This is a genomic window from Nisaea sediminum (assembly GCF_014904705.1).
GTDB lineage: Bacteria > Pseudomonadota > Alphaproteobacteria > Thalassobaculales > Thalassobaculaceae > Nisaea > Nisaea sediminum.
This window is the reverse complement of record NZ_JACZCQ010000001.1, coordinates 468,314-489,148: the sequence shown is the minus strand read 5'-3', so window position 1 is coordinate 489,148 and position 20,835 is coordinate 468,314. Positions and strand designations below refer to the sequence as shown.

Below are 20,835 nucleotides of genomic sequence, written 5' to 3'. Positions count from 1 at the left end.
GTGAGCGGCCCTAATCCCCATCCGGGCCATATTTCTTTTCCAACCCGTAATACCAGTCGAAGCCGACCGTCTCGTAGAGCTCGTCGAAGGTGAGCAGCCGGTCCGGTCCCGGATGCGCTCCGTTGGCCATCAGGGAGAGCGCGTCGCGCATGGCGCGGAGCGAGACGTTGAGCAGGGTCACGCCGAAGAGCAGGCAGTCATAGCCGATCGCTTCGGCCTCCGCCGGGCTCAGCAACGGCCGGCCTTCCCGTTCGAGTTGGGCGAGCAGTTTCGGCACGGCGACGCGGCGGCAGAGCTCCTCCATCTCGCCACGTTCCTGCGGGCCTTCGAAATAGACGATGTCGGCGCCCATCTCGGCGAAGGCCTCGCAGCGCCAGAGCGCCTCTTCCAGACCTTCCGCGACGCGGCTGTCGGTGCGGGCGAGGATCAGGATGTCGCCGCCTTCGGCCCGGATCTCGTCCCGCATGTCGAGCGCGGCGCGGAGCCGGGTCGTCGCCTCGTCGCGCGGGACCACCTCGACGCCCTTGGCGAAGCCGCAGCGTTTCGGGAAGACCTGATCCTCCAGCATCACGCAGGCGATACCCGCGTCCGCGAAGCCCTTCACGGTGCGGCGGACATTGACCGGATTGCCGAAGCCGGTATCCGCATCGCCGATCAACGGGAGCGAGACGGCGCCGGCGATGTCCCGCGCCTGGTCGAGGATTTCCTTATAGGAGAGCAGTCCCGCGTCCGGCAGGCCGATCTGCGTGGCGCTCACGGCGTAGCCGCTGACATAGGCCGCCTCGAAGCCGGCCTTCTCGACCAGCTTCGCGCTCATCGCATCGAAACAGCCGGGGATCGTCAGGATCCGATCCTCGCCCAGCCGTTCCCGCAGTTTCGTTGCCTGCCCCATCACGCCCTCCCCCGCGCTCGATTACGGAGAGACGATAGCGCCGGCCCCGAAACGGAAAAAGGCCCCTCGGGAGGGGCCTCTTCGCAACACGTATCCGTGCCGGTCTCAGAAAGCGTCTTTGACTTTCAGAACCTGGCGGCCGCGATACATGCCGGTCTTCAGATCGATGTGGTGCGGACGGTGCAGTTCACCGGTATCCGGGCTTTCCACATACGCATCGGATTTCACCCGGTCGTGCGCCCGGCGCATGCCACGCTTGGACGGGGTCGTTTTCCTCTTAGGAACAGCCATCGTTCTATCCTCGGTTCGTCGGCATAGTTGCACCGACGGTGCAATCTCAGGGGCGCTGTCTTAGTGGGTTTCGGAGGCGGTTGCAAGGGAAAAACCCCTGCAAAACCGCCCCGGCGATGCATCCCCTATTCGAATTCCATGATCTGCTGGTCGACCGCGAGGCTGGCCCCGGCGGCGGCGTGGATCTTGGCGACCGTGCCGTCTTTCGTGGCACGCAGCACGTTCTCCATCTTCATTGCCTCGACCACCGCCAGTTCCTGGCCGGCCTTGACCGGCTCGCCCTCGGAAACCGCGAGCGAAACCAGGAGCCCCGGCATCGGCGAAAGCAGGAACTTGGAGAGATCGGCCGCTTCCTTCTTCGGCATCCGGTCGAGCAGATCCGAGGCCTTGCGGCTGAGCACCGTGAACTGGCGCTGCGCGCCCGCGATGGAGGTGTGATAGTCAATCCCGCGGCGTTCCATCTGCACCGGGAACGGCTTGCCGTTCACCGTGCCGCCGAAGACCGGCTCGCCCGCACGCAGCGCGCCGCGCACCTCGTATTTCGTGCCGTTGATCGCCACGTCGTAGCCGCCATCGACATGCGTCGCGTCGGCATCCTCCGCCGCGTCGTCATGGCGAACCTTCCAGGCGCTCTGCGGCGGGTTGCGGTCGCCGACCGGGGTCTGGCCGGAGATCATCCGATTGCGCTCGGCATTGGCGCATTCCGCCGCCACCGCGACGGCGCGCATCGCGTTCTCGGTCTCTTCCGAGACAGGCGCGCCCTCGAAGCCGTCCGGATATTCCTCGGCGATGAAGTTGGTCGTCAGCCGCCCGTCGCGGAAGCGCTCGTGCGCCATCATGGCAGAGAGGAAGTCCACATTGTGGCCGATGCCGCGGATATGGAAGCGGTCCAGCGCCTCGGCCATGCGGTCGATCGCCTCGATCCGGTCCTTGCCGTAGGTGCAGAGCTTGGCGACCATCGGGTCGTAGAACATGGAGATCTCGGCACCCTCGTAGACGCCGGTATCGCAGCGCACGCTCTCACTCTCCGCCGGCGGGCGGTAGCGCACGAGGCGTCCGGTCGAGGGCAAGAAGCCGCGATAGGGATCCTCGGCATAGATCCGCGATTCCATCGCCCAGCCGGTCAGCTTGATGTCCTTCTGGGTGAAGGGCAGCTTCTCGCCCGCGGCGGAGCGGATCATGATCTCCACCAGATCGAGGCCGGTGACCAGCTCGGTCACCGGGTGCTCCACCTGCAGGCGGGTATTCATCTCGAGGAAATAGAAGTTCCGCTTCCCGTCGACGATGAACTCGACCGTTCCGGCGGACGAATAGTCCACCGCCTTGGCGAGCGCGACGGCCTGCGAGCCCATCTCGGCGCGGGTCTTCTCGTCGAGGAACGGGCTCGGCGCCTCCTCGATCACCTTCTGGTGGCGGCGCTGGATCGAGCATTCACGCTCGCCCAGATGCACGACATTGCCGTGCTTGTCCGCGATCACCTGGATCTCGATATGGCGCGGCTCCTCGATGAACTTCTCGATGAAGACGCGCTCGTCACCGAAGCTGGAGCGAGCCTCGTTCACCGCCGAACGGAAGCCGCTGGCGACCTCGTCGGCCGTGTTGGCGATGCGCATGCCCTTGCCGCCGCCGCCGGCCGAGGCCTTGATCATCACCGGAAAGCCGATTTCGGCGGCAACCTTCGCCGCCTCCTTCTCGTCGGCGAGGATGCCGAGATAGCCCGGCACCGTGTTCACCTTGGCCTCGTGCGCGAGCTTCTTCGACTCGATCTTGTCGCCCATCGCGCCGATCGCCTTCACGCCCGGACCGATGAAGGCGACGCCTTCCGCCTCCAGCGCCTTTGCAAACGTGGCGTTCTCGGAAAGGAAACCGTAGCCCGGGTGCACGGCTTCGGCGCCGGTCTGCCGGATCGCATCCATGATCTTGTCGATCACGAGATAGGATTCGGCGGACGGCGCGGGCCCGATATGCACCGCCTCGTCGGCCATCTGAACATGAAGTGCGTCGGCGTCCGCGTCGGAATAGACGGCGACGGTCTGAATGCCCATGCGCTTTGCGGTGCACATCACGCGGCAGGCGATCTCGCCGCGGTTGGCGATGAGGATTTTCTTGAACATGGGATGGAAGTTAGCCGAGCCCCTCAAGGCCGACAATAGGTCAACGTGCCGCTAGCTGCTCAATCTGTGCCCGCGATAGATTTCGCCCTCGCGCGCCTTTCGCCGCCAGGGCCGCGCCTTGGTCAGGGGGATGTCCCATTTGGGATCCGATGGATCGATGGAACAGACAGTCAGGCGGGACTCGTCGGGCTCTTCCCCGGCAACGATGTGACCATCGGGACCAATCAGGCATGACGGCTGCCGGTCGCGCTTATTTGCGGAGACCGAGTAGCTGATCCAGTAGCAGTTGCAGGCCGCATGCCCCTGGGCCTGGATCCGGAACATCCTGCTTTCGTCTCCGGACGAAAGGCAGAGGCAATCCACGCCAAGCCGCTCATATTCCAGGAAAAGTTCGGGAAACTGGACCTCGATACAGATCAGGAAACCGAGCCGGATCCCTTTGATATCGACCGTAACCGAACGACTGCCGGCGGCGTACCAGTCCGTGATCTCGGTATTCGAGCAGAAGCGCTTGTCGTAGCGTTCCGCGAGCCTGCCGTGATCGTCGACGACATAAAGGCTGTTCAGCGGGCGGGACAGATCCGGATGGCGATGGTTGCAGCCTACAATGGCCCAGAGGCCTGTCTCGGCGCAGCATGCGCGCACCGTGTCCAGCGCTGTGTCGACAGCCTCCCAGTCAACATCGGCCCAGCTCTTGATCTGGGCCTTCACATAACCGGACAGGGCCGCTTCGGAAAAATGAATGCAATCTGCACCGGCGGCCGCGGCTTGGCGGATCAGAGCGCAGAGTTCTCGCGCATTCTTGTCCGGATCGGATGTGATCAGGGACTGGGCAGTCGCCATCCGGAGCATGCGCGCTCTCCGTCCCGAACAGCGAGATCAGATCAGAAAGTTGATATAGGAGCCGGGAGGTGCGTCGGGATCGATATTGTCATTGGCGATCAGTGTCATCAGCCGGGCGATCTGGCGGTCGATATCGGCATCCGTCGTCGCGGTCCGGAGCCGGAAGCCGCGCTCGGGAGCGCTCGGGGCGATCCGCGGCGTCTCCTCTGCCGGCGCGACCCGCGCCGGACGGCGCACGGCCGGACGCTGCACGCGACCGCGGATATCTCCGACGCCGCCGTTACCCGGTCCGCTTGGGGGAAGTGCCATGTCGGATACCTCGGATCATTGCCTGCCTTATCCGACTATAGCCGAGCCGGATTCGCCGGGAAAGCCTCAGGCCTTCCCGCCGAGCACGCCTTCCAGCGCATCCATCGCCGATTTCAGCCGCTCCGGCGCCGAGGCGTAGCAGAGCCGGAGATAGCCCTCGCCTGCCGGACCGAAGGCGGCGCCCGGCGCGAGGCCGACATTGCATTTGTCGATGATCTCCTTGCAGGCGGCGACCGAGTCCGTCATGCCCTCGACCGCGAAGAAGGCATAGAAGGCCGCCTTAGGGCGCGCAGCGCGGATGCGCGGCCAGGCTTCGAGCCGGTCGAACACGATGTCGCGGCCGGCGAGGCAGCGGGCGCGAAGCTGTTTGATCACGTCGTCCCCTTCCCGCATGGCCACAATGGCGCCGCGATGCAGGAACTGCGGCACGCCGGAGGTGACGATCTGCACCAGCTTGGCGACCGTCAGGCCGAGCCCGGCCGGATGGGTCAGCCAGCCGAGGCGCCAGCCGGTCATCATCCAGGACTTGGAGAAGGAGTTGATCACGAAGAGCCGGTCCGTCGGCTCCGCGATCTCGAGGAAGGACGGCGCCACATCGCGATCGAAGACGAGCTGGTGATAGACCTCGTCGGAGATCACCCAGATCCCCCGCTCGCGCGCGAAATCAAGCAGTTGCTGCTGCTGCTCCCGCTCCATCAGCCAGCCGGTCGGATTGCCTGGCGAGTTAACGAAGATCGCCTTGGTCTTGTCGGTGACGGCGGCGAACAGCTCCTCCATGTCGAGATGCCAGTCGTCGTCCCGCAAGGTGAGCGAGACATGCACGCTCGTGCCGCCGTTGATCTCGACCGTCGAATAGATGTTCGGCCAGATCGGGCCGATCACCACGACCTCGTCGCCGGCCTCGAGGATCATCTGCATGGCAATCGAGAGCGAGGACATGCCGCCGGTGGTGAGGCTTACCCGCTCGGTATCGAGCGCAAGGCCGTCCTCCAGCTTGAAGGTCCGGTTCATGTAGGCCGCGATCTCTTTCCGGAGATCGAGGATGCCGCGCTGGTCGGTATAGAAGGTCTCGCCGCGGCGCATTGCGTCCGCCGCCGCCTCGGTGATGAAGCCCGGCGTCGGCAGGTCACCTTCGCCGAACCAGAGCGGGATCAGGCCCTGCCGGTCCCAGCCGTGCTGCGCAACCTCGACGATCGCGGTTTCCTTGAGGCCTTCGACGAGAGGGTTCATCGGGCCGAAATCGGGCGCGGCATTCATCAGCATAACTCAATCCTGCATGTCGGAATAAAGGCCGCCAGAGCGCGCCACCGGCGAACTTTAGCCCTTTGCCGCCGCCCCACAACCCCATAAAACCGATGCCATACATTAGCGGTATTAAATCGGAAACGGCGCGCGCGATGACAAAGATCTACCTGATCCGCCACGGAGAGACTGTCTGGAACAGGGAAGGCAGGTTGCAGGGTCACCTCGACTCGCCCCTGACCCTGAACGGCATCCGTCAGGCGGAAGCCTACGGGCGCAAGCTCGCCGGGATCTCGTCCGGCGAGACCTTGTCTCTGCATGCGAGCCCGCTCGGCCGGACCCGCCAGACAGCGGCGATCATCTGCGAGATCGCGGGCCTCCCCTACGCGGAGATCCGCTTCGATGCGCGGCTGAAGGAGATCACTCTTGGCGAACATGACGGTTATCCGGGATGGGAGCTGCTCGACCGGGATTTCCCGGAACTGGCGGCCAAGCGCAAGGCCGATCCGTGGAACTTCCAGCATCCGGGCGGCGAGAGTACGGAGATGGTCCGCCGCAGGGTCAGGCCGTTTCTGGAAGAGCTGAGACAACAGGGCGGGACGCACCTGATCGTCGCGCACGGGGTGCTCAACAAGGTGATGCGCGGAGTCCATCTCGGGCTGTCGGAAGAGGAATGCTTCGCGCTCGACCGGCCCCAGGACGGCTTCTACGTCCTGGAAGACGGACGCGAGACGTTCATCCGATCGGTGGGATAGACGGCAGCCGCCGGATCGTCCGGATCGGGATGTCCATGTCCTTCGTGCGGTCCATGAAATCCGTCAGCGCCTCGTAGGCCACCGCCATGTGGTGACCGTTGGCATGCAACAGGATGCCCGGCTCGGCGAGGAACATGACGTGGCCCGCGGTGAAGAGCAGGTCGCCCGGCTCCGCCGCATCCAGACCGCCCTCGACCACCTCGCCGACCGCCGCTTCCTGCATGTCGCTGTCGCGCGGCGCGGTGATCCCGGCACGGGCGAGCGCCAGTTGCACCAGCGCCGAGCAGTCGAGCCCGAAGCTGGAGCGCCCGCCCCAGCCGTAAGGCGCGCCCATGAAGAGTTCCGCCGTCGAGAGATAGTCCGGCTCGACTTCCGAGAGCCCGCAGAGATGCGGCGTGTAGATCCAGCCGCCGCCACTGCCGTAGTCAATGCGGGAATACTTGCCGCTCTCCTCCGTCACCCGGACCCGCGTCGAGAGATGCAGCATGTCGAGCGGGATGGTCTTCAGGTCCGGCTCCGGGAAGACATAGGAGCGCAGCGCCTGGATCTCGTTGCTGTAGGGCGCGTCGGTATCGGGCCCGAGCCCGTCCTCGCGGACATAGCCGACATAGCCGTCCGTCTGGTTCTGGCCCCAGGCCCAGCCGTCCTTGCGCTCGTAGACGATGAAGCGCTCGTTGAAGAGCAGTTCGGTCGATTGACGCGCTGCGGCCTCCGGCTTCTCGCGCACCGAAAGCGTGCCGCGCAGGACCCGGCAAGGCTCGCCCTTCACATATTTCGGTGCCTCGATCTCGGCTTCGAGGAAGTCGGCGGCGATGTCCGCGCGCGCCGGCGTCAGACGGGGGTCGAAGGGATCGATCTTCACGCCATGAGCTCCTTGATCGCGCGGTCGAGGCCGTCGAGGGTGAGCGGGAACATGCGGTCCTCCATGAGCTCGCGGATCATGCTTATCGACTGGGTATAGTGCCAGTATTTCTCCGGCGTCGGATTGAGCCAGGCGGAGCGCCGGAAATGCCCGGTCAGGCGCTGCATCCAGACCCCGCCCGCCTCCTGGTTCATATGCTCGACGCTGCCGCCGGGCATGGCGATCTCGTACGGGCTCATCGAGGCGTCGCCGACGAAGATCGCTTTGTATTCCGGCCCGTAGGTATGCAGCAGGTCGAAGGTCTGGGTGGCGTCGACATGGCGGCGCCAGTTGTCCTTCCAGACTTTCTCGTAGGGACAATTGTGGAAGTAGAAATATTCGAGATGCTTAAACTCGGACCGGGCGGCCGAGAACAGCTCCTCCATGACCTTGGTGTAGGGGTCCATGGAGCCGCCGACATCGAGGAAGAGCAGCACGTTCACGGTATTGTGCCGTTCCGGGCGCATCTTCAGGTCGAGATAGCCGCCGTTGCGCGCGGTCGAGCGGATCGTATCGCTCATGTCGAGCTCGGTCGCGGCGCCGGACCGGGCGAAGCGGCGCAGTTTACGGAGCGCCATCTTGATGTTCCGGGTGCCGATCTCGACCGTATCGTCGAGATTGCGGAACTCGCGCTTGTCCCAGACCTTCACCGCGCGGTTGTTGCGGTTGCCGTCCTGGCCGATGCGCACGCCTTCGGGATTGTAGCCGTAAGCGCCGAAGGGGCTGCGGCCGGCGGTGCCGATCCACTTGTTGCCGCCCTGGTGGCGCTTCTCCTGCTCCTCCATGCGCTGCTTGAGGGTCTCCATGAGCTTTTCCCAGCCGCCCATGGCCTCGATCTCGGCCTTTTCCTCCTCGGTGAGGTTGAGCTCCGCCATCTTGCGCAGCCATTCCTCCGGGATCTCCTTGCCGAACAGGTCGGAGAGATATTCCAGCCCCTTGAAGACATGGCCGAAGACCTGGTCGAAGCGGTCGAGATGGCGCTCGTCCTTCACCAGGGTGGCGCGGGAGAGATAGTAGAAATCGGTGACCGCGTAGTTGCCGAGCCCCGCCTTAACGGCCTCGAGCAGCGTCAGGTACTCCTTGACGGAGACCGGCACGTCGGCGCGCTTCAGCTCGTAGAAGAAATTCGAGAACATGGGGAGGAGTTGTCACAGCGTCCGGGCAAAGGGTCAAGCGCGCTGAATGAACCGCACCCCACTTCGTCAGAGACGGGCAAGACGGAGCAGCGCGGCACCGGCGAGCGTCGTCATGGTCGAGGCGACCTTCATCAGGTCAAGACGCTCCTTCAGGAAGAAGACCCCGATCAGGAGGGCGAAGACGATGCTGGTCTCCCGGAGTGCCGTCACCAGCGCGATCGGCGCCTCCGTGAAGGCCCATGTGACGAGCGCATAGGCAACGAAGGACGCGCCGCCTCCGACGAGGAAGAGCATCTTGCCGTTCCGCGCCATGCGGATGAAAGCATCAGGCTGCCGAAGCGCCAGGTATCCGGCCATGATCACCCCGTTCCCAAGGGACAGCCAGGCATAGAAACCGAGCGAGGTTCCTGCGAGCCGTGCGCCGAGCCCGTCGACGAGCGAATAGGACGCGATGAAACATCCGGTTACGAGCGCCAGCACCGCCGCCTTGCCGTTACGCTGCCCGTCGGCGCGCCGGACAAGCGCAAGGCTGATGATCCCGGCGCCAATCAGGAGAATGGCGCAAAGCTCGATCTGGTTCAGGACCGTGCCGAGAAACACGATCGAGATCGCGGCCACGATCAGCGGGGCAGATCCCCGGGCGATCGGATACACTTGGGTCAGGTCGCCATGATTGTAGGATCCCAGCAGGAAAAGCTGGTAGCCGACATGGAGCGCGATGCCTGCGGCGAGATACGGCAATGATGCCACATCCGGCACCGGGGCGATCAGAAGCCCGCCGGCCGCGAAAGGCAAATGTCCGAGAACGACGGCAGCCATCGCCATCAGCTTGTCGGATCCGCCCTTCACCAGCGCATTCCAGGACGCGTGCAGAAGTGCCGCTCCAATCACGGCCAGAAAGACGGTGGTCGACATGCGATCTCCTTGAGGCAGGTACACGGTGAATGGATGCGGATGCTAATTTGTATAGATGTCTATATCTATATTATGAAAACCCGACCTCCGACACAATCTGATTTCTTCGTCCGCCTCCCGGCCATTCACCAACCGGCCGCCTGAGCGTCTTCAGGAGGCACTCAACCGGACCGGACCCGAGATGACGGAAACGAGCCGCCCAGGCGGACAAATCCCGGACAGGCCGGCGCCTGCGGGGGATTTCCCGCTGAGCCACCTTCAAACCGGGGCGCCCGACAAGCGCGGCCGGATGGTGGTCGACGTGCTCTGGGCGGTCCGGGACTTCAAGATCTACAAGACCGAGAAGGGCATCAGCCCGCAATTCTCCGACGATGCCGAAACAGCAAGAAAGCAGCGGCAGGACTATATGTCGCTCGGCCCGGAGCTTGCCGAGCTCAATCAGCAGATCGAGATGCTGAAGAACGGCTGGGCGCGATGGATCACCTGGCTGTGGCGGCGCCTCGGCGCACGCGACGACCCCCAGCTTGCCTATTGCGAGCGGGAGACCGCGCGCGGCATCGCCCAGGCACTGGACGGGCAGCCCGACGAAGGGCGGAAGACCATCGCCGACCTCAGCCAGCGTCTCGCGAAGCGCTTCGGCAATGTGCTGCGGGTGCTCTATTTCTCGATCTGCGCGCTCGCGGCGCTGGAGATCACGGTTGCGCTGGCGATCTATACGGACGGAATGACCCCGGCGCACACGGACACGATCCTCGGCCTGCAAACCTTCCAGCTGTCGGTCGCGGCGGTGATGGGCTGTCTCGGCGCTCTCCTCTCGACCGCGATCGGCCTCCGCGGCCTCGCGATCGATCCGGCGGCGAGCCTGACCATCAACATCACCTACGCCGTGCAGCGCATGCTGGTCGGCATCCTCGGTGCCGTCGTTCTGCACATCACGCTGAAATCGGGGATCGTCAGCGCCCTCATCGGCACGGCGCAGATCACCCCCGGCGAGGACAGCGCAATCTACAAACTCGCCTTCATGAGCCTGCTCGCCGGCTTCAGCGAACGGCTGGTGCCGAACCTGCTGGAGAAGAGTACGGAAAAATTCGGCGGGGCGAACGCTGCTCCCCCGACCAAGACCCCGACGGCAGGTCCAGCGCCTTCCTCCGGCCCCGGCCAGGTGCCGCCGGCGCGGGATCCCGCCTGATACGTACACTCCTCCAGAGAGAAGATTCGCTGCGGGAGCCGGATATGCGAAGATGCGTGCTTCGTCGGGGCAAGTAATATCCGAGTGATGACAGAGCTATCAGACCAGCGGGCAGCCGAAACGGCGTCAAAAGGCCCGGACCTCGCCGTGGTGCTCGCGGAGGCTACGGCACAGACCGTCAGCAACGCGTTTCTCGTGGCGCTCGTGCGCAGCCTGCAGGACGCCATGCCGGCAACGATGGTGCTGATCACGGAGGGCATCGGCAAGCCGCCGACGCGGGCGAAGGCGGTCTTCAGTCTCAAGCAGGGGCAACTCGGGGTTCCGGTGGAATACGACCTCGAGGGCACGCCCTGCGATCTGGTCTATCGCGGCGACCGCATCGTCATTCCGGACAAGCTCTGGGAGCTGTTTCCCCGGGAAAAGGGCCTCAACGGGTATTGCGGGATCCCGCTCCGCGATCCCGAGGGCGCGGTACGCGGACATTTCGCGGTCTTTTCCGAACAACCGATCCGGGATCCGGAACGGACCGAGGGCATCATCCGGATCTTCGGCATGCGCGTCGAAGCCGAACTCCAGCGGATGAGCCGCGATCGGGACCGGGAGAACCTGATCAGGCGCCTCGACCGGCAATATGAAATCGCCCGCGAGGCGAGCGGGTTCAAATCACACCTGCTCAGAATGATCGCTCATGACCTGCGCAGCCCGCTCACCGCGATCCTCGGCCGGGCGGAACTGATGCAGGCTCTCATTGAGAAAGACCGTACCGAGAGTGGAGTCCCGCACGACAGCCCGCTTATGACGCGCATCGACGCCTCGCTCGACGCGATCGTGTCCGCCTCGGAGCACATGGAGCGGATGATCGCGGGCCTGCTCAGCGCCGCGAAGAAAGAGGCAACCTCGATCGAGATCTACGCGGACCGGATTGACCTCGCGCAACCTGTCCGGCGCGCGCTCGAACTCAGCCGGTTGCCGGCGGAAAAGAAACACATCGCCCTCGACTACACCCCCGGAGAACCGCTCTTCATTTCGGGGGACGAGGACAGACTGACCGAGGTGATCGACAATCTGATCGGCAACGCGATCAAATATTCACCTCCGGAGAGCCGCATCGCCATCTCCCTGAGGGCCAGCGAGGACGAGGTTCATCTCTCCGTCAGGGATCAGGGCGTCGGCCTCAGCAAGGACGATATCGCCGGCCTCTACAAGCCGTTCAACACGCTCTCGTCACGGCCGACCGGCGACGAGGAGTCGCTCGGTCTCGGCCTGACCATCGTCAAGGCTGTGGTCGAAGCCCATACCGGCAGCATCGACATCACCAGCCGTGGAAAAGGCAAAGGCACCGAGGTCCGCCTCTCATTCCCGCGCGAGCCCGCGGCGTAATGGAGAGGCAGAGCGGGCTACCGCTTCAACGCGGCGCCGAGAGCCTGCTGCTTCAGTAGCATCTCCGTCACCATGGCGCGCGCACCTTCATCCGTGCAGTCATAACCGGTAAATGCGGCACCGGACTTGGCCTTTTGCATCGCGGCCCGTATCGCAGCCCACTCGAGGGGACCGGCTCCAGCTTTCGTTGAGAGTCCCTCGATTTGCTCGACGAAATACTCCGCCTCTTCCGGCGGTCCACCGCAGAACGGGACCGAGGCCTCGATCCGGCCAGCGGCCGCCCCGAATTCCGCGATCGCCTTCTGCAGCGCCGCATCTGCGGCCTGTGCGTCCGTCACAGCGAGGCCGGCAACAGTGAAACCGGCCAGGAACAGCGCTACCCTCATCATCCCCGCCCTTCCCGGCGGGCGATGAAGGCCAGCCGTTCGAACATGTGCACATCCTGCTCATTCTTCAGCAAGGCACCGTAAAGCGGCGGAATAATGTCCTTCTTGTCTGCCGAGCGCAGCGTTTCCGGCGGAATGTCCTCCACGACAAGCAACTTGATCCAGTCGAGCAGTTCGGAAGTCGAGGGCTTCTTCTTCAGTCCCGGCACCTCGCGCACCTCGTAGAAAGAGGTCAGCGCCTCGCGCAGCAGGTTCTTCTTCAGGTCCGGGAAATGCACCTCGACGATCTCCGCCATCACCTCCGGCTCCGGGAAGCGGATGTAATGGAAGAAGCAGCGGCGCAGGAAGGCGTCCGGCAGCTCCTTCTCGTTGTTCGAGGTGATGATGACGACCGGGCGCTTTTTCGCCTTCACGGTCTTTTGCGTCTCGTAGACAAAGAACTCCATGCGGTCGAGTTCGAGCAGGAGATCGTTCGGGAACTCGATGTCGGCCTTGTCGATCTCGTCGATCAGCAGGATCGACTGGGTATCGGACTCGAAGGCCTCCCAGAGCTTCCCACGCACGATATAGTTGGAGATGTCGTGCACCTTCTCGTCGCCGAGCTGGCTGTCGCGCAGGCGGGAGACCGCGTCATACTCGTAGAGCCCCTGCTGCGCCTTGGTGGTTGACTTGATGTGCCATTCGATCAGCGGCATGCCGAGGGCCTTCGCCACCTCGTGCGCAAGCACCGTCTTGCCGGTGCCGGGCTCGCCCTTCACCAGAAGCGGGCGCTGCAGGGTGATCGCGGCATTCACCGCGACTTTCAGATCGTCGGTCGCGACATATCCGTCCGTGCCGGAAAAGCGTGCCGTATCGCTCATCTGTACTCCTCGGGTCTGTGATCCGCCGCGCAATCTGGGAAAGGCGGCGGGCAGAGAAAGAGGCGCCCGTTCGAGGCGCCTCCCTGTCAGGTTACGGCGATCCGGCTCCGGCTGTCGATGCCGAAGCCACGCGCGCTCAGGAGAGCTTCTCGGCCAGAGCGGCTTCGATCGCGGCGATGGCCGCCGGGCCCGCCGAAGCGTCCGGACCGCCGGCCTGGGCCATGTCGGGACGGCCGCCGCCGCCCTTGCCGCCGAGCGCCTCGGAACCGACCCGGACCAGATCGACGGCGCTGACCTTATCGGTCAGGTCTGCCGTGACGCCGACAACGATCGAGGCCTTGCCCTCGTCGGATGAGATGACCGCGGCGACGCCGGAGCCGATCTGCTGCTTCAGGCCGTCTGCGACGCCTTTCAGCTCCCGCGCCGGGATGCCTTCGAGCACACGGCCGGCGAATTTCACGCCCGCGATTTCCTTGGCCTCCGAAGATCCGCCGGTCCCGCCCTCAGCGAGCTTGCGGCGCAGGTCCTGCACCTCGCGCTCAAGCTTGCGGCGCTCCTCGATCAGCGCCTCGACGCGCTCGGGAAGCTGGTCAACCGTGACTTTGGCAGCGGCAGCGGCCGTAGTCAGCAGGCCCTCGCGGGCATCGACATATTCGAGCGCCCCGGCGCCGGTCACGGCTTCGATCCGGCGCACGCCGGCCGCAACGGCACTTTCGGAGACGATATGCAGCAGGCCGATATCGCCCGTGCGGTTCACGTGTGTCCCGCCGCAGAGTTCAACCGAATAGACGTCTTTCGACGGATCGTCGGACGGACCGCCCATCGCGACGACACGGACCTCATCGCCGTATTTCTCGCCAAAGAGCGCCATGGCGCCGTGCTTGATCGCGCTTTCCGGATCCATCAGCGTGGTGCTGACCGGGCTGTTGCCGCGGATATGCTCGTTCACCTCGGCCTCGACCGCCTTCAGCTCCATGTGGCTCATCGCCTTCGGGTGGCTGAAATCGAAGCGCAGACGGCCCGGCGCGACGAGCGAGCCCTTCTGGGTCACATGCTTGCCGAGATGGCGGCGCAGCGCCTCGTGCAGCAAATGGGTGGCGGAGTGATTGGCCCTCGACCGCCCCCGCCGCGCGCTGTCGACCGTGAGCTCGACCGCGTCGCCGACCTCGACCACGCCGTCCGTCACCTTCGCCATGTGGACCCAGAGGTCACCGACCTTCTTCTGGGTGTCACTGATCTCGATATCGGTACCGCCGAGGGTGCGCGCCGTGCCCGCATCGCCGACCTGACCGCCGGACTCGCCATAGAACGGGGTCTGGTTGACGATCATGGCGAATTCGGCCGGGCCTTCGATCTTCCGGACCGGTTCGCCGTCGAGCACCAGGGCCTCGACCTGGCCTTCCGCATGCTCGGTGTCATAGCCGAGGAACTCGGTCGCGCCGCACTTGTCGCGCAGTTCGAACCAGACCTTGTCGGTCGCCGCCTCACCGGAGCCGGACCAGGCCGCCCGCGCGGCCGCACGCTGACGCTCCATCGCCGCCTCGAACCCGGCGGTGTCAACCGCCCGGCCCTGTCCGCGGAGGATGTCCTGCGTCAGATCGAGCGGAAAGCCGTAGGTGTCGTAAAGCTTGAAGGCGACCTCGCCGGAGAGGGTCTCGCCCTCGCCGAGCCGTCCGGTCTCCTCCTCGAGATGCTTCAGGCCGCGGTCGAGGGTCTCCTTGAAGCGGGTTTCCTCCAGCTTCAGGGTCTCCTTGATCAGGCTCTCCGCACGGCCGAGTTCCGGATAGGCATCGCCCATCTCCTTCAACAGCGTCGGCACCAGTTTCCAGACCAGCGGGTCCTGGCAGCCCATGATATGGGCGTGGCGCATGGCGCGGCGCATGATCCGGCGCAGCACATAGCCACGGCCCTCGTTCGACGGCAGCACGCCGTCGGCAATGAGGAAGCTGGATGCGCGCAGATGATCGGCGATCACCCGGTTGGAAACCTTGTGCGGACCGTCCGGATCGACATTCGCCTCGTGCGCGGAGGCCTCGATCAGCGCGCGCATCAGGTCGATATCGTAATTGTCGTGCTGGCCCTGCAGCACGGCGGCGATGCGCTCCAGCCCCATGCCGGTGTCGATCGAGGGGCGCGGCAGGTCGATCCGCTTGTCCTTCGAGACCTGCTCGTACTGCATGAAGACGAGGTTCCAGATCTCGATGAAGCGGTCGCCGTCCTCGTCCGGGCTGCCGGGAGGGCCGCCCGGGATCTCCGGGCCGTGATCGAAGAAGATCTCTGAGCACGGGCCGCAGGGACCGGTATCGCCCATGGCCCAGAAATTGTCCGAGGTGGCGATGCGGATGATGCGCTCGTCCGGGAGGCCCGCGATCTTGCGCCAGAGGCCGGCCGCCTCCTCGTCCTCGTGATAGACCGTCACCAGCAGCTTGTCGGCGGGCAGGCCGTAGCGCTTGGTGATCAGGGTCCAGGCATGCTCGATCGCCTGATCCTTGAAATAGTCGCCGAAGGAGAAGTTCCCCAGCATCTCGAAGAAGGTGTGGTGGCGGGCGGTATAGCCGACATTCTCGAGGTCGTTGTGCTTGCCCCCGGCGCGCACGCATTTCTGCGAGGTCGCGGCGCGCTTGTAGTCGCGGTGTTCCTGGCCGGTGAAGACGTTCTTGAACTGCACCATGCCGGCATTGGTGAAGAGCAGCGTCGGATCGTTGCGCGGCACCAGCGGGCTGGAGGCGACTTCCTCATGTCCGTTCTCGACGAAATAATCGAGGAAAGTACGGCGGATATCGTTCGCGGTCTGCATCTCGTCCCTCCGGGCCGGCGCCGTGTCGCATTGCCTCGGCGCGGCCGTGCCTTATCGCCCGTCGCCCCTCGCGGCAAGCGGGCTCCGCTTTTACTGAAGATGCGGCCCCCTGTCCAGCGCGGGAGGCTTGGGTTTCCGCCGCTTTCCGGCACGCGAAACCCCGCCGCTTGGTCCTGCGGCGGGGCTCACTGCTCTCGGGGGCAATCCGGCCCGCCGGGCGGGCGGGCCGAAACAGCTGACGGGAGAACGTGTCAGACGTCGTCCTCGGGATCCGGGCCCTGCATCATCACGTCTGCGACGAGGCCCGCATTCTGCCGGATCTGTTTCTCGATCTCGGACGCGACATCCTTGTTCTCGGCAAGAAATTTCTTGGCATTCTCCCGGCCCTGCCCGATGCGCTGACCACCATAGGAGAACCAGGCACCCGACTTCTCGACGATGCCGGCATTGACGCCGAGATCGAGGATCTCGCCGGTCTTCGAGATGCCTTCGCCATACATGATGTCGAACTCGACCACCCGGAAGGGCGGCGCCATCTTGTTCTTCACCACCTTCACGCGGGTCTGGTTGCCGACCACCTCGTCGCGGTCCTTGATCGCGCCGATCCGGCGGATATCGAGACGGACCGAGGCGTAGAACTTCAGCGCGTTGCCGCCGGAGGTGGTCTCCGGGTTGCCGAACATCACGCCGATCTTGAGGCGGATCTGGTTGATGAAGATGACGAGACAGCGCGATTTCGAGATCGAGGAGGTCAGCTTGCGCAGCGCCTGGCTCATCAGCCGCGCCTGCAGGCCGACATGGCTGTCGCCCATCTCGCCCTCGAGTTCGGCCCGCGGTACCAGGGCGGCGACCGAGTCCACCACCAGCACGTCGATCGCGCCGGAGCGCACCAGCGTGTCGGCAATCTCCAGCGCCTGCTCGCCGGCATCCGGCTGGGAGATCAGCAGCTCGTCCAGATCGACCCCGAGCTTGCGGGCATAGATCGGATCAAGCGCATGTTCCGCGTCGACGAAAGCACAGGTGCCCCCGTTTTTCTGGGCCTCTGCGATGGCATGCAGCGCAAGCGTGGTCTTGCCCGAGCTTTCCGGCCCGTAGATCTCCACGATCCGGCCGCGCGGCAGGCCGCCGATCCCGAGGCCGATATCGAGGCCGATCGAGCCGGTGGAAACCGCTTCGGCCTCCGCCACCTGTTCGTTCTGCCCGAGCTTCATCACGGAGCCCTTGCCGAACGCCTTCTCGATCTGGCCGAGCGCGGCCTCCAGTGCCTTTGTCTTATCCATGGGGTCCCGTTCGATGACTTTGAGTGCTAATTCCGACATACCCGATCCTCCATATCTCACAGGGACGCCTTCCAAGGCAATCAGAGCCGGACCGTCGCCCCGATGTGACTCATGGGCGGGACTGGGCTGATTTCCAAAACAGAGCATGTACCATTTTTGTTCTCATTTACAGTATTATTTTCACTTTTTGTTCACGGTCGAAATCTAGGATTCGAGTTCGGACACCCCACGACATCTTGGGATCGAGGGAGAGTCTCCAGATTTTGTTCCCGTCCCGTTCCATCCGGCCGTCCGCGAATCAGTGCGCGTCACGGGAGGGGGTGCAGCACGTCCTTCACCGTTCCCGCGAGCTGCTTGAGGCTGAACGGCTTCGGCAGGAAGTGGATGTCCTTGTCCTGCTCGATACGCTGGCGCAGAGCGTCTTCGGAATAGCCGGAGATACAGATGACGCGCAGGTCGGGCCGGTCCTCCCGGACCTTCCGCACCAGCGTCGGTCCGTCCATGCCGGGCATCACCACGTCGGTGATGAGCAGGTCTATCACTTCGCTCTTGTCGGAGAGCAGCTGCAGCGCCGCCTCCCCGTTGCGGGCCTCGATCACCTTGTAGCCCTTGTTGCGCAGAGCGCGGGCGCCGAACAGCCGGACCGGGTCCTCGTCCTCCACCAGCATGATGGTCTCCACACCGGTCAGATCCTTCCGGGCATCGGCGGAGTCGTGCGACATGTCGCTGGAACGGCTCGGCGTGATCTCCCCCTCGTGCGCCGGCAGGAAGATGGAGAACACCGTGCCCTTCCCGACCGTGCTCGAGACCGAGATGAAGCCGTTGATCTGCTTCACGATGCCATAGACCGTCGATAGCCCCAGCCCCGTCCCCTGCCCGACTTCCTTGGTCGAGAAGAAGGGCTCGAAGATGCGGCCAATGATGTCCTCCTCGATCCCGGTGCCGGTGTCGGCGACATCAAGCCTGACATAGCGTCCCGCCGGCATCACGTCGTCGCCCTGGCGCACGGGGGTGGCGGTGACGAAATCATGCGTCCGCATGGTGATGGTTCCGCCGCCCGGACAAGCGTCTCGGGCATTGACCACGAGATTTATGACAACCTGCTCGAGCTGGCCCTGGTCGACCCGGATCGGCGCCAGATCGCGGCCGTGGGAGATTTCCAGCGTGATGTTCTCGCCGATGAGGCGGCGCAAAAGATGCGACAGGTCGGCAAGAGTCTCGGTCACGTCGAGAACGCGCGCGATCATCGTCTGCTGCCGCGAGAAGGCAAGCAACTGCCGGACCAGATTGGCCGCCCGGTTCGCGTTCTGCTTCACCTGCATGACGTCGGAGAAGGACTGGTCGCCCGGCCGGTGCCGCACGAGCAGCAGGTCGCAATAGCCGTTCATCGCCGTCAGCAGGTTGTTGAAGTCGTGCGCCACCCCGCCGGCGAGTTGCCCGACAGCCTGCATCTTCTGCGACTGGGCGACCTGAGCCTCAAGCTGCCGGCGCCGCCCGATATCGATCAGATAGAGCGCGCAGGTCGCTCCCTCGGGGCCCTCTCCGGACGCGAGCTCGCGCGAGAAGACGGCGACTTCCGCCCCGGCCTCCCCGTCGCGTCCGACCAGCTGGACCTCGATATTATCGCTTCCGCCCGGCCCGGCGGTCTCATCGAGGAACCGATCCGCCGTCTCCCGGTCCTCCTCCTCTACGAGATCCGAGAATGTGCGACCGCCAAGTCCTCCGCCGGCCGCCATGAGCCCCGTGAAACTTCGGAACGTCTCGTTCGCGGCCAGCATCCTGCGTCCGTTGCCGAGAAAGACGACCCCGACCGGCGCATATTCGAGCGCCGGCGCGGTCCAGCTCTCCGAAGCCGGGACCAGCAGCGCCATGATGCTCTGGCTCGCGCCGCCGTCCCTCGCCGCGTCCGCACTGAGCAGAATCTGGTAGCCCCGCTCTGCGGACGACGAACCGGAGGGTGGCAGGTTGCCGGCCGGAACCAGCGCCCCCGCGCCCGCATCTCGGACCTGCTCCAAATTCTTGCTGACTGCCAGGCGGAGCCTGAGAACGGTCTTGTTCGACTCAACGCGGTCGAGGCTTCCCTCCGCAAACCGTTCAAGGAACGCCGAGTTGGCTGACAGGAAACGGCCTTCCGCGGAAAACGTGCAGAACGGAAGAGCGATCTCAGGCTCCGGCGGAGGCGCATTCCGCTCTGCCTCGAGTTCCGCCGCAAACGACGCCGCCTCTGCCGTCTTCGTATCGAGCTCCGACTCGATCCGCAGGATCTGCGACCGGAGGCGCTTCGAGCTCACGCTCCACGCGGCCGCGGCAGCGCCCGCGACAAGAGCGGCTCCGATGCCGCCGAAGATCACTGGATCCATCCTGCCCCCCGCAGACCGACCGCCGATTGCGTCTTTGTCACTCTCATCGCCACTTCGGGCGCGATCAATTGATCGGCACGTAGGTCTGGTTCATCTTGAAGACGTAGCTGATCACTTCAGCCACCGCCTTGTAATAGTCCTCGGGAATTTCCTCATCGAGTTCCGCGTTGTCATACAGCGCCCGGGCAAGCGGCCGATTCTCGACTATGGGGACTTCGTTCTCGTTCGCGATCTCGCGAATCCTGAGCGCGACCGCATCCACTCCTTTGGCGACGACGCGCGGTGCCGACATTTGCTCCATGTCGTATTTCAGCGCGATCGCGTAATGGGTCGGGTTGGTGATCACCACCGTTGCCTTCGGAACCTCCGCCATCATGCGGGTACGGGCCCGTTCCATGCGCAGCTGGCGCAGCCGCGCCTTCACATGCGGATCGCCTTCCGTCTGCTTGTGCTCGTCGCGCACTTCCTGCTTGGACATCTTCATCTGGTTCATGAATTCGTAGCGCTGGTAGAGATAATCGACGACCGCGATCACGGCGGCGACGGCCAGCACACCGATGAAGATCTCGATCGCCACCATATGGGTTTCATCCAGCAACTCCTTGATGTCCATCTGGACCATCAGCTCGATTCTGGTGAATTCCGGTGAGACGATCAGGTAGGCGACGAAACCGACCAGGATCATCTTCACGACACCCTTCAGCAGCTCGACCACCGACTTCAGGCTGAACAGACGCTTGGCGCCACTGATCGGCGAGATCTTCTCCAGCTTCGGCTGAATGGATTCGGGGGACAGCAGCCAGCCGATCTGCATCAGGATACCGAGCGCGGCGAGCACGACGAGCAAAGCCAGCGCCGGCGCGATTGCGAGGCCGACCCCGAGAAGCATGTCGATCATCACCGCGCCGGAGCCCGCGACATCGATCATGTCCGGGCGCTCGATGAAGATGAGCAGCGACTCGGTCAGGCCGCGCATCGTGAAAGGCCCGACCAGCCCGACGACGATCGTAGCGCCCAGGAGAATGGCGAAGTTGTTCACCTCCTTGGAGCTGAGTACCTGGCCTTTCTCGCGCGCCTGCGAGAGTTTTCGCGCAGACGCTTCCTCTGTCTTATCGCCCTGGTCCTGATCGGACATCGCAGCGGCTCCATCTGCGGCCCCGCGCCGCGTCACTCACGCGGCCACGG

18 protein-coding genes are annotated in these 20,835 nt (G+C 64.5%); 3 read left to right on the top strand and 15 right to left on the bottom strand.

Annotated features, from left to right (window positions below):
- Positions 1-10: 10 nt before the first annotated feature.
- From IG122_RS02280 to IG122_RS02255, 6 genes are all read right to left on the bottom strand, one after another.
- A complete protein-coding gene (locus IG122_RS02280) occupies positions 11-892 on the bottom strand; it encodes an isocitrate lyase/PEP mutase family protein (protein WP_193180025.1) in 882 nt (293 codons plus the stop codon).
- A 105-nt stretch (positions 893-997) separates the two neighbouring features.
- A complete protein-coding gene (gene rpmF, locus IG122_RS02275; protein WP_028464665.1) occupies positions 998-1,183 on the bottom strand; it encodes a 50S ribosomal protein L32 in 186 nt (61 codons plus the stop codon).
- 125 nt (positions 1,184-1,308) lie between these two features.
- The gene (locus IG122_RS02270; RefSeq protein WP_193180023.1) at positions 1,309-3,297 is read right to left on the bottom strand and encodes an acetyl-CoA carboxylase biotin carboxylase subunit; all 1,989 of its coding nucleotides are present in this window, start codon (positions 3,295-3,297) and stop codon (positions 1,309-1,311) included.
- 51 nt (positions 3,298-3,348) lie between these two features.
- Positions 3,349-4,149 (bottom strand): carbon-nitrogen hydrolase family protein, encoded by an 801-nt coding sequence (locus tag IG122_RS02265; protein ID WP_193180021.1) that lies wholly within the window; start codon positions 4,147-4,149, stop codon positions 3,349-3,351.
- A 27-nt stretch (positions 4,150-4,176) separates the two neighbouring features.
- Entirely contained in the window at positions 4,177-4,449 is a 273-nt protein-coding gene (locus IG122_RS02260) for a hypothetical protein (protein ID WP_193180019.1), read from the bottom strand.
- A gap of 66 nt (positions 4,450-4,515) precedes the next feature.
- Complete coding sequence (locus IG122_RS02255) at positions 4,516-5,712, bottom strand: pyridoxal phosphate-dependent aminotransferase (RefSeq protein WP_226893267.1); 1,197 nt, start codon at positions 5,710-5,712, stop codon at positions 4,516-4,518.
- A 134-nt stretch (positions 5,713-5,846) separates the two neighbouring features.
- On the opposite strand from IG122_RS02255, the gene IG122_RS02250 reads away from it, so the two are divergent.
- Positions 5,847-6,446 (top strand): histidine phosphatase family protein, encoded by a 600-nt coding sequence (locus IG122_RS02250; RefSeq protein WP_193180017.1) that lies wholly within the window; start codon positions 5,847-5,849, stop codon positions 6,444-6,446.
- Here the strand turns inward: IG122_RS02250 and IG122_RS02245 are convergent.
- The 3 genes from IG122_RS02245 to IG122_RS02235 all read right to left on the bottom strand — a co-directional run bounded on the left by IG122_RS02245 (position 6,427) and on the right by IG122_RS02235 (position 9,398).
- The gene (locus IG122_RS02245) at positions 6,427-7,308 is read right to left on the bottom strand and encodes a C40 family peptidase (protein ID WP_193180015.1); all 882 of its coding nucleotides are present in this window, start codon (positions 7,306-7,308) and stop codon (positions 6,427-6,429) included. The genes IG122_RS02250 and IG122_RS02245 overlap by 20 nt on opposite strands.
- Positions 7,305-8,483, bottom strand: a complete 1,179-nt coding sequence (locus tag IG122_RS02240) for a vWA domain-containing protein (RefSeq protein WP_193180013.1) — start codon at positions 8,481-8,483, stop codon at positions 7,305-7,307. The genes IG122_RS02245 and IG122_RS02240 overlap by 4 nt, the downstream gene beginning before the upstream one ends.
- A 66-nt stretch (positions 8,484-8,549) precedes the next feature.
- On the bottom strand, positions 8,550-9,398 hold the full coding sequence (locus IG122_RS02235) for a DMT family transporter (RefSeq protein ID WP_193180011.1): 849 nt from the start codon (positions 9,396-9,398) through the stop codon (positions 8,550-8,552).
- Positions 9,399-9,579: 181 nt separating this feature from the next.
- On the opposite strand from IG122_RS02235, the gene IG122_RS02230 reads away from it, so the two are divergent.
- Together IG122_RS02230 and IG122_RS02225 are read left to right on the top strand one after the other, a co-directional pair.
- Positions 9,580-10,587 (top strand): hypothetical protein, encoded by a 1,008-nt coding sequence (locus IG122_RS02230; RefSeq protein ID WP_193180009.1) that lies wholly within the window; start codon positions 9,580-9,582, stop codon positions 10,585-10,587.
- Between the two features lie 87 nt (positions 10,588-10,674).
- Positions 10,675-11,967: a sensor histidine kinase gene (locus IG122_RS02225; RefSeq protein WP_193180008.1), complete on the top strand. Its 1,293-nt coding sequence runs from the start codon at positions 10,675-10,677 to the stop codon at positions 11,965-11,967.
- Between the two features lie 17 nt (positions 11,968-11,984).
- On the opposite strand, the gene IG122_RS02220 is transcribed toward IG122_RS02225, so the two are convergent.
- From IG122_RS02220 to flhB, 6 genes are all read right to left on the bottom strand, one after another.
- Positions 11,985-12,356 carry a hypothetical protein gene (locus IG122_RS02220; RefSeq protein WP_193180007.1) on the bottom strand — a complete coding sequence of 124 codons (372 nt, stop codon included), beginning with the start codon at positions 12,354-12,356 and terminating at the stop codon, positions 11,985-11,987.
- Positions 12,353-13,213: an AAA family ATPase gene (locus IG122_RS02215; RefSeq protein WP_193180006.1), complete on the bottom strand. Its 861-nt coding sequence runs from the start codon at positions 13,211-13,213 to the stop codon at positions 12,353-12,355. The genes IG122_RS02220 and IG122_RS02215 overlap by 4 nt, the downstream gene beginning before the upstream one ends.
- Positions 13,214-13,349: 136 nt before the next feature.
- Positions 13,350-16,010, bottom strand: a complete 2,661-nt coding sequence (alaS, locus tag IG122_RS02210) for an alanine--tRNA ligase (RefSeq protein WP_193180005.1) — start codon at positions 16,008-16,010, stop codon at positions 13,350-13,352.
- A gap of 251 nt (positions 16,011-16,261) precedes the next feature.
- Positions 16,262-17,329: a recombinase RecA gene (gene recA, locus IG122_RS02205; RefSeq protein ID WP_193180004.1), complete on the bottom strand. Its 1,068-nt coding sequence runs from the start codon at positions 17,327-17,329 to the stop codon at positions 16,262-16,264.
- Positions 17,330-17,598: 269 nt separating this feature from the next.
- Positions 17,599-19,650 (bottom strand): hybrid sensor histidine kinase/response regulator, encoded by a 2,052-nt coding sequence (locus IG122_RS02200; protein WP_193180003.1) that lies wholly within the window; start codon positions 19,648-19,650, stop codon positions 17,599-17,601.
- A gap of 64 nt (positions 19,651-19,714) precedes the next feature.
- A complete protein-coding gene (gene flhB, locus IG122_RS02195; RefSeq protein ID WP_193180002.1) occupies positions 19,715-20,785 on the bottom strand; it encodes a flagellar biosynthesis protein FlhB in 1,071 nt (356 codons plus the stop codon).
- Positions 20,786-20,835 lie beyond the last annotated feature (50 nt).

What these genes read in the sequence shown, in the direction of transcription:
- IG122_RS02280 (WP_193180025.1), bottom strand. Translation starts at nt 892, where the DNA reads ATGGGGCAGGCAACGAAACTGCGGGAACGGCTGGGCGAGGATCGGATC.
- rpmF (WP_028464665.1), bottom strand. Translation starts at nt 1,183, where the DNA reads ATGGCTGTTCCTAAGAGGAAAACGACCCCGTCCAAGCGTGGCATGCGC.
- IG122_RS02270 (WP_193180023.1), bottom strand. Translation starts at nt 3,297, where the DNA reads ATGTTCAAGAAAATCCTCATCGCCAACCGCGGCGAGATCGCCTGCCGC.
- IG122_RS02265 (WP_193180021.1), bottom strand. Translation starts at nt 4,149, where the DNA reads ATGCTCCGGATGGCGACTGCCCAGTCCCTGATCACATCCGATCCGGAC.
- IG122_RS02260 (WP_193180019.1), bottom strand. Translation starts at nt 4,449, where the DNA reads ATGGCACTTCCCCCAAGCGGACCGGGTAACGGCGGCGTCGGAGATATC.
- IG122_RS02255 (WP_226893267.1), bottom strand. Translation starts at nt 5,712, where the DNA reads ATGCTGATGAATGCCGCGCCCGATTTCGGCCCGATGAACCCTCTCGTC.
- IG122_RS02250 (WP_193180017.1), top strand. Translation starts at nt 5,847, where the DNA reads ATGACAAAGATCTACCTGATCCGCCACGGAGAGACTGTCTGGAACAGG.
- IG122_RS02240 (WP_193180013.1), bottom strand. Translation starts at nt 8,483, where the DNA reads ATGTTCTCGAATTTCTTCTACGAGCTGAAGCGCGCCGACGTGCCGGTC.
- IG122_RS02235 (WP_193180011.1), bottom strand. Translation starts at nt 9,398, where the DNA reads ATGTCGACCACCGTCTTTCTGGCCGTGATTGGAGCGGCACTTCTGCAC.
- IG122_RS02230 (WP_193180009.1), top strand. Translation starts at nt 9,580, where the DNA reads ATGACGGAAACGAGCCGCCCAGGCGGACAAATCCCGGACAGGCCGGCG.
- IG122_RS02225 (WP_193180008.1), top strand. Translation starts at nt 10,675, where the DNA reads ATGACAGAGCTATCAGACCAGCGGGCAGCCGAAACGGCGTCAAAAGGC.
- IG122_RS02220 (WP_193180007.1), bottom strand. Translation starts at nt 12,356, where the DNA reads ATGATGAGGGTAGCGCTGTTCCTGGCCGGTTTCACTGTTGCCGGCCTC.
- IG122_RS02215 (WP_193180006.1), bottom strand. Translation starts at nt 13,213, where the DNA reads ATGAGCGATACGGCACGCTTTTCCGGCACGGACGGATATGTCGCGACC.
- alaS (WP_193180005.1), bottom strand. Translation starts at nt 16,010, where the DNA reads ATGCAGACCGCGAACGATATCCGCCGTACTTTCCTCGATTATTTCGTC.
- recA (WP_193180004.1), bottom strand. Translation starts at nt 17,329, where the DNA reads ATGTCGGAATTAGCACTCAAAGTCATCGAACGGGACCCCATGGATAAG.
- IG122_RS02200 (WP_193180003.1), bottom strand. Translation starts at nt 19,650, where the DNA reads ATGGATCCAGTGATCTTCGGCGGCATCGGAGCCGCTCTTGTCGCGGGC.
- flhB (WP_193180002.1), bottom strand. Translation starts at nt 20,785, where the DNA reads ATGTCCGATCAGGACCAGGGCGATAAGACAGAGGAAGCGTCTGCGCGA.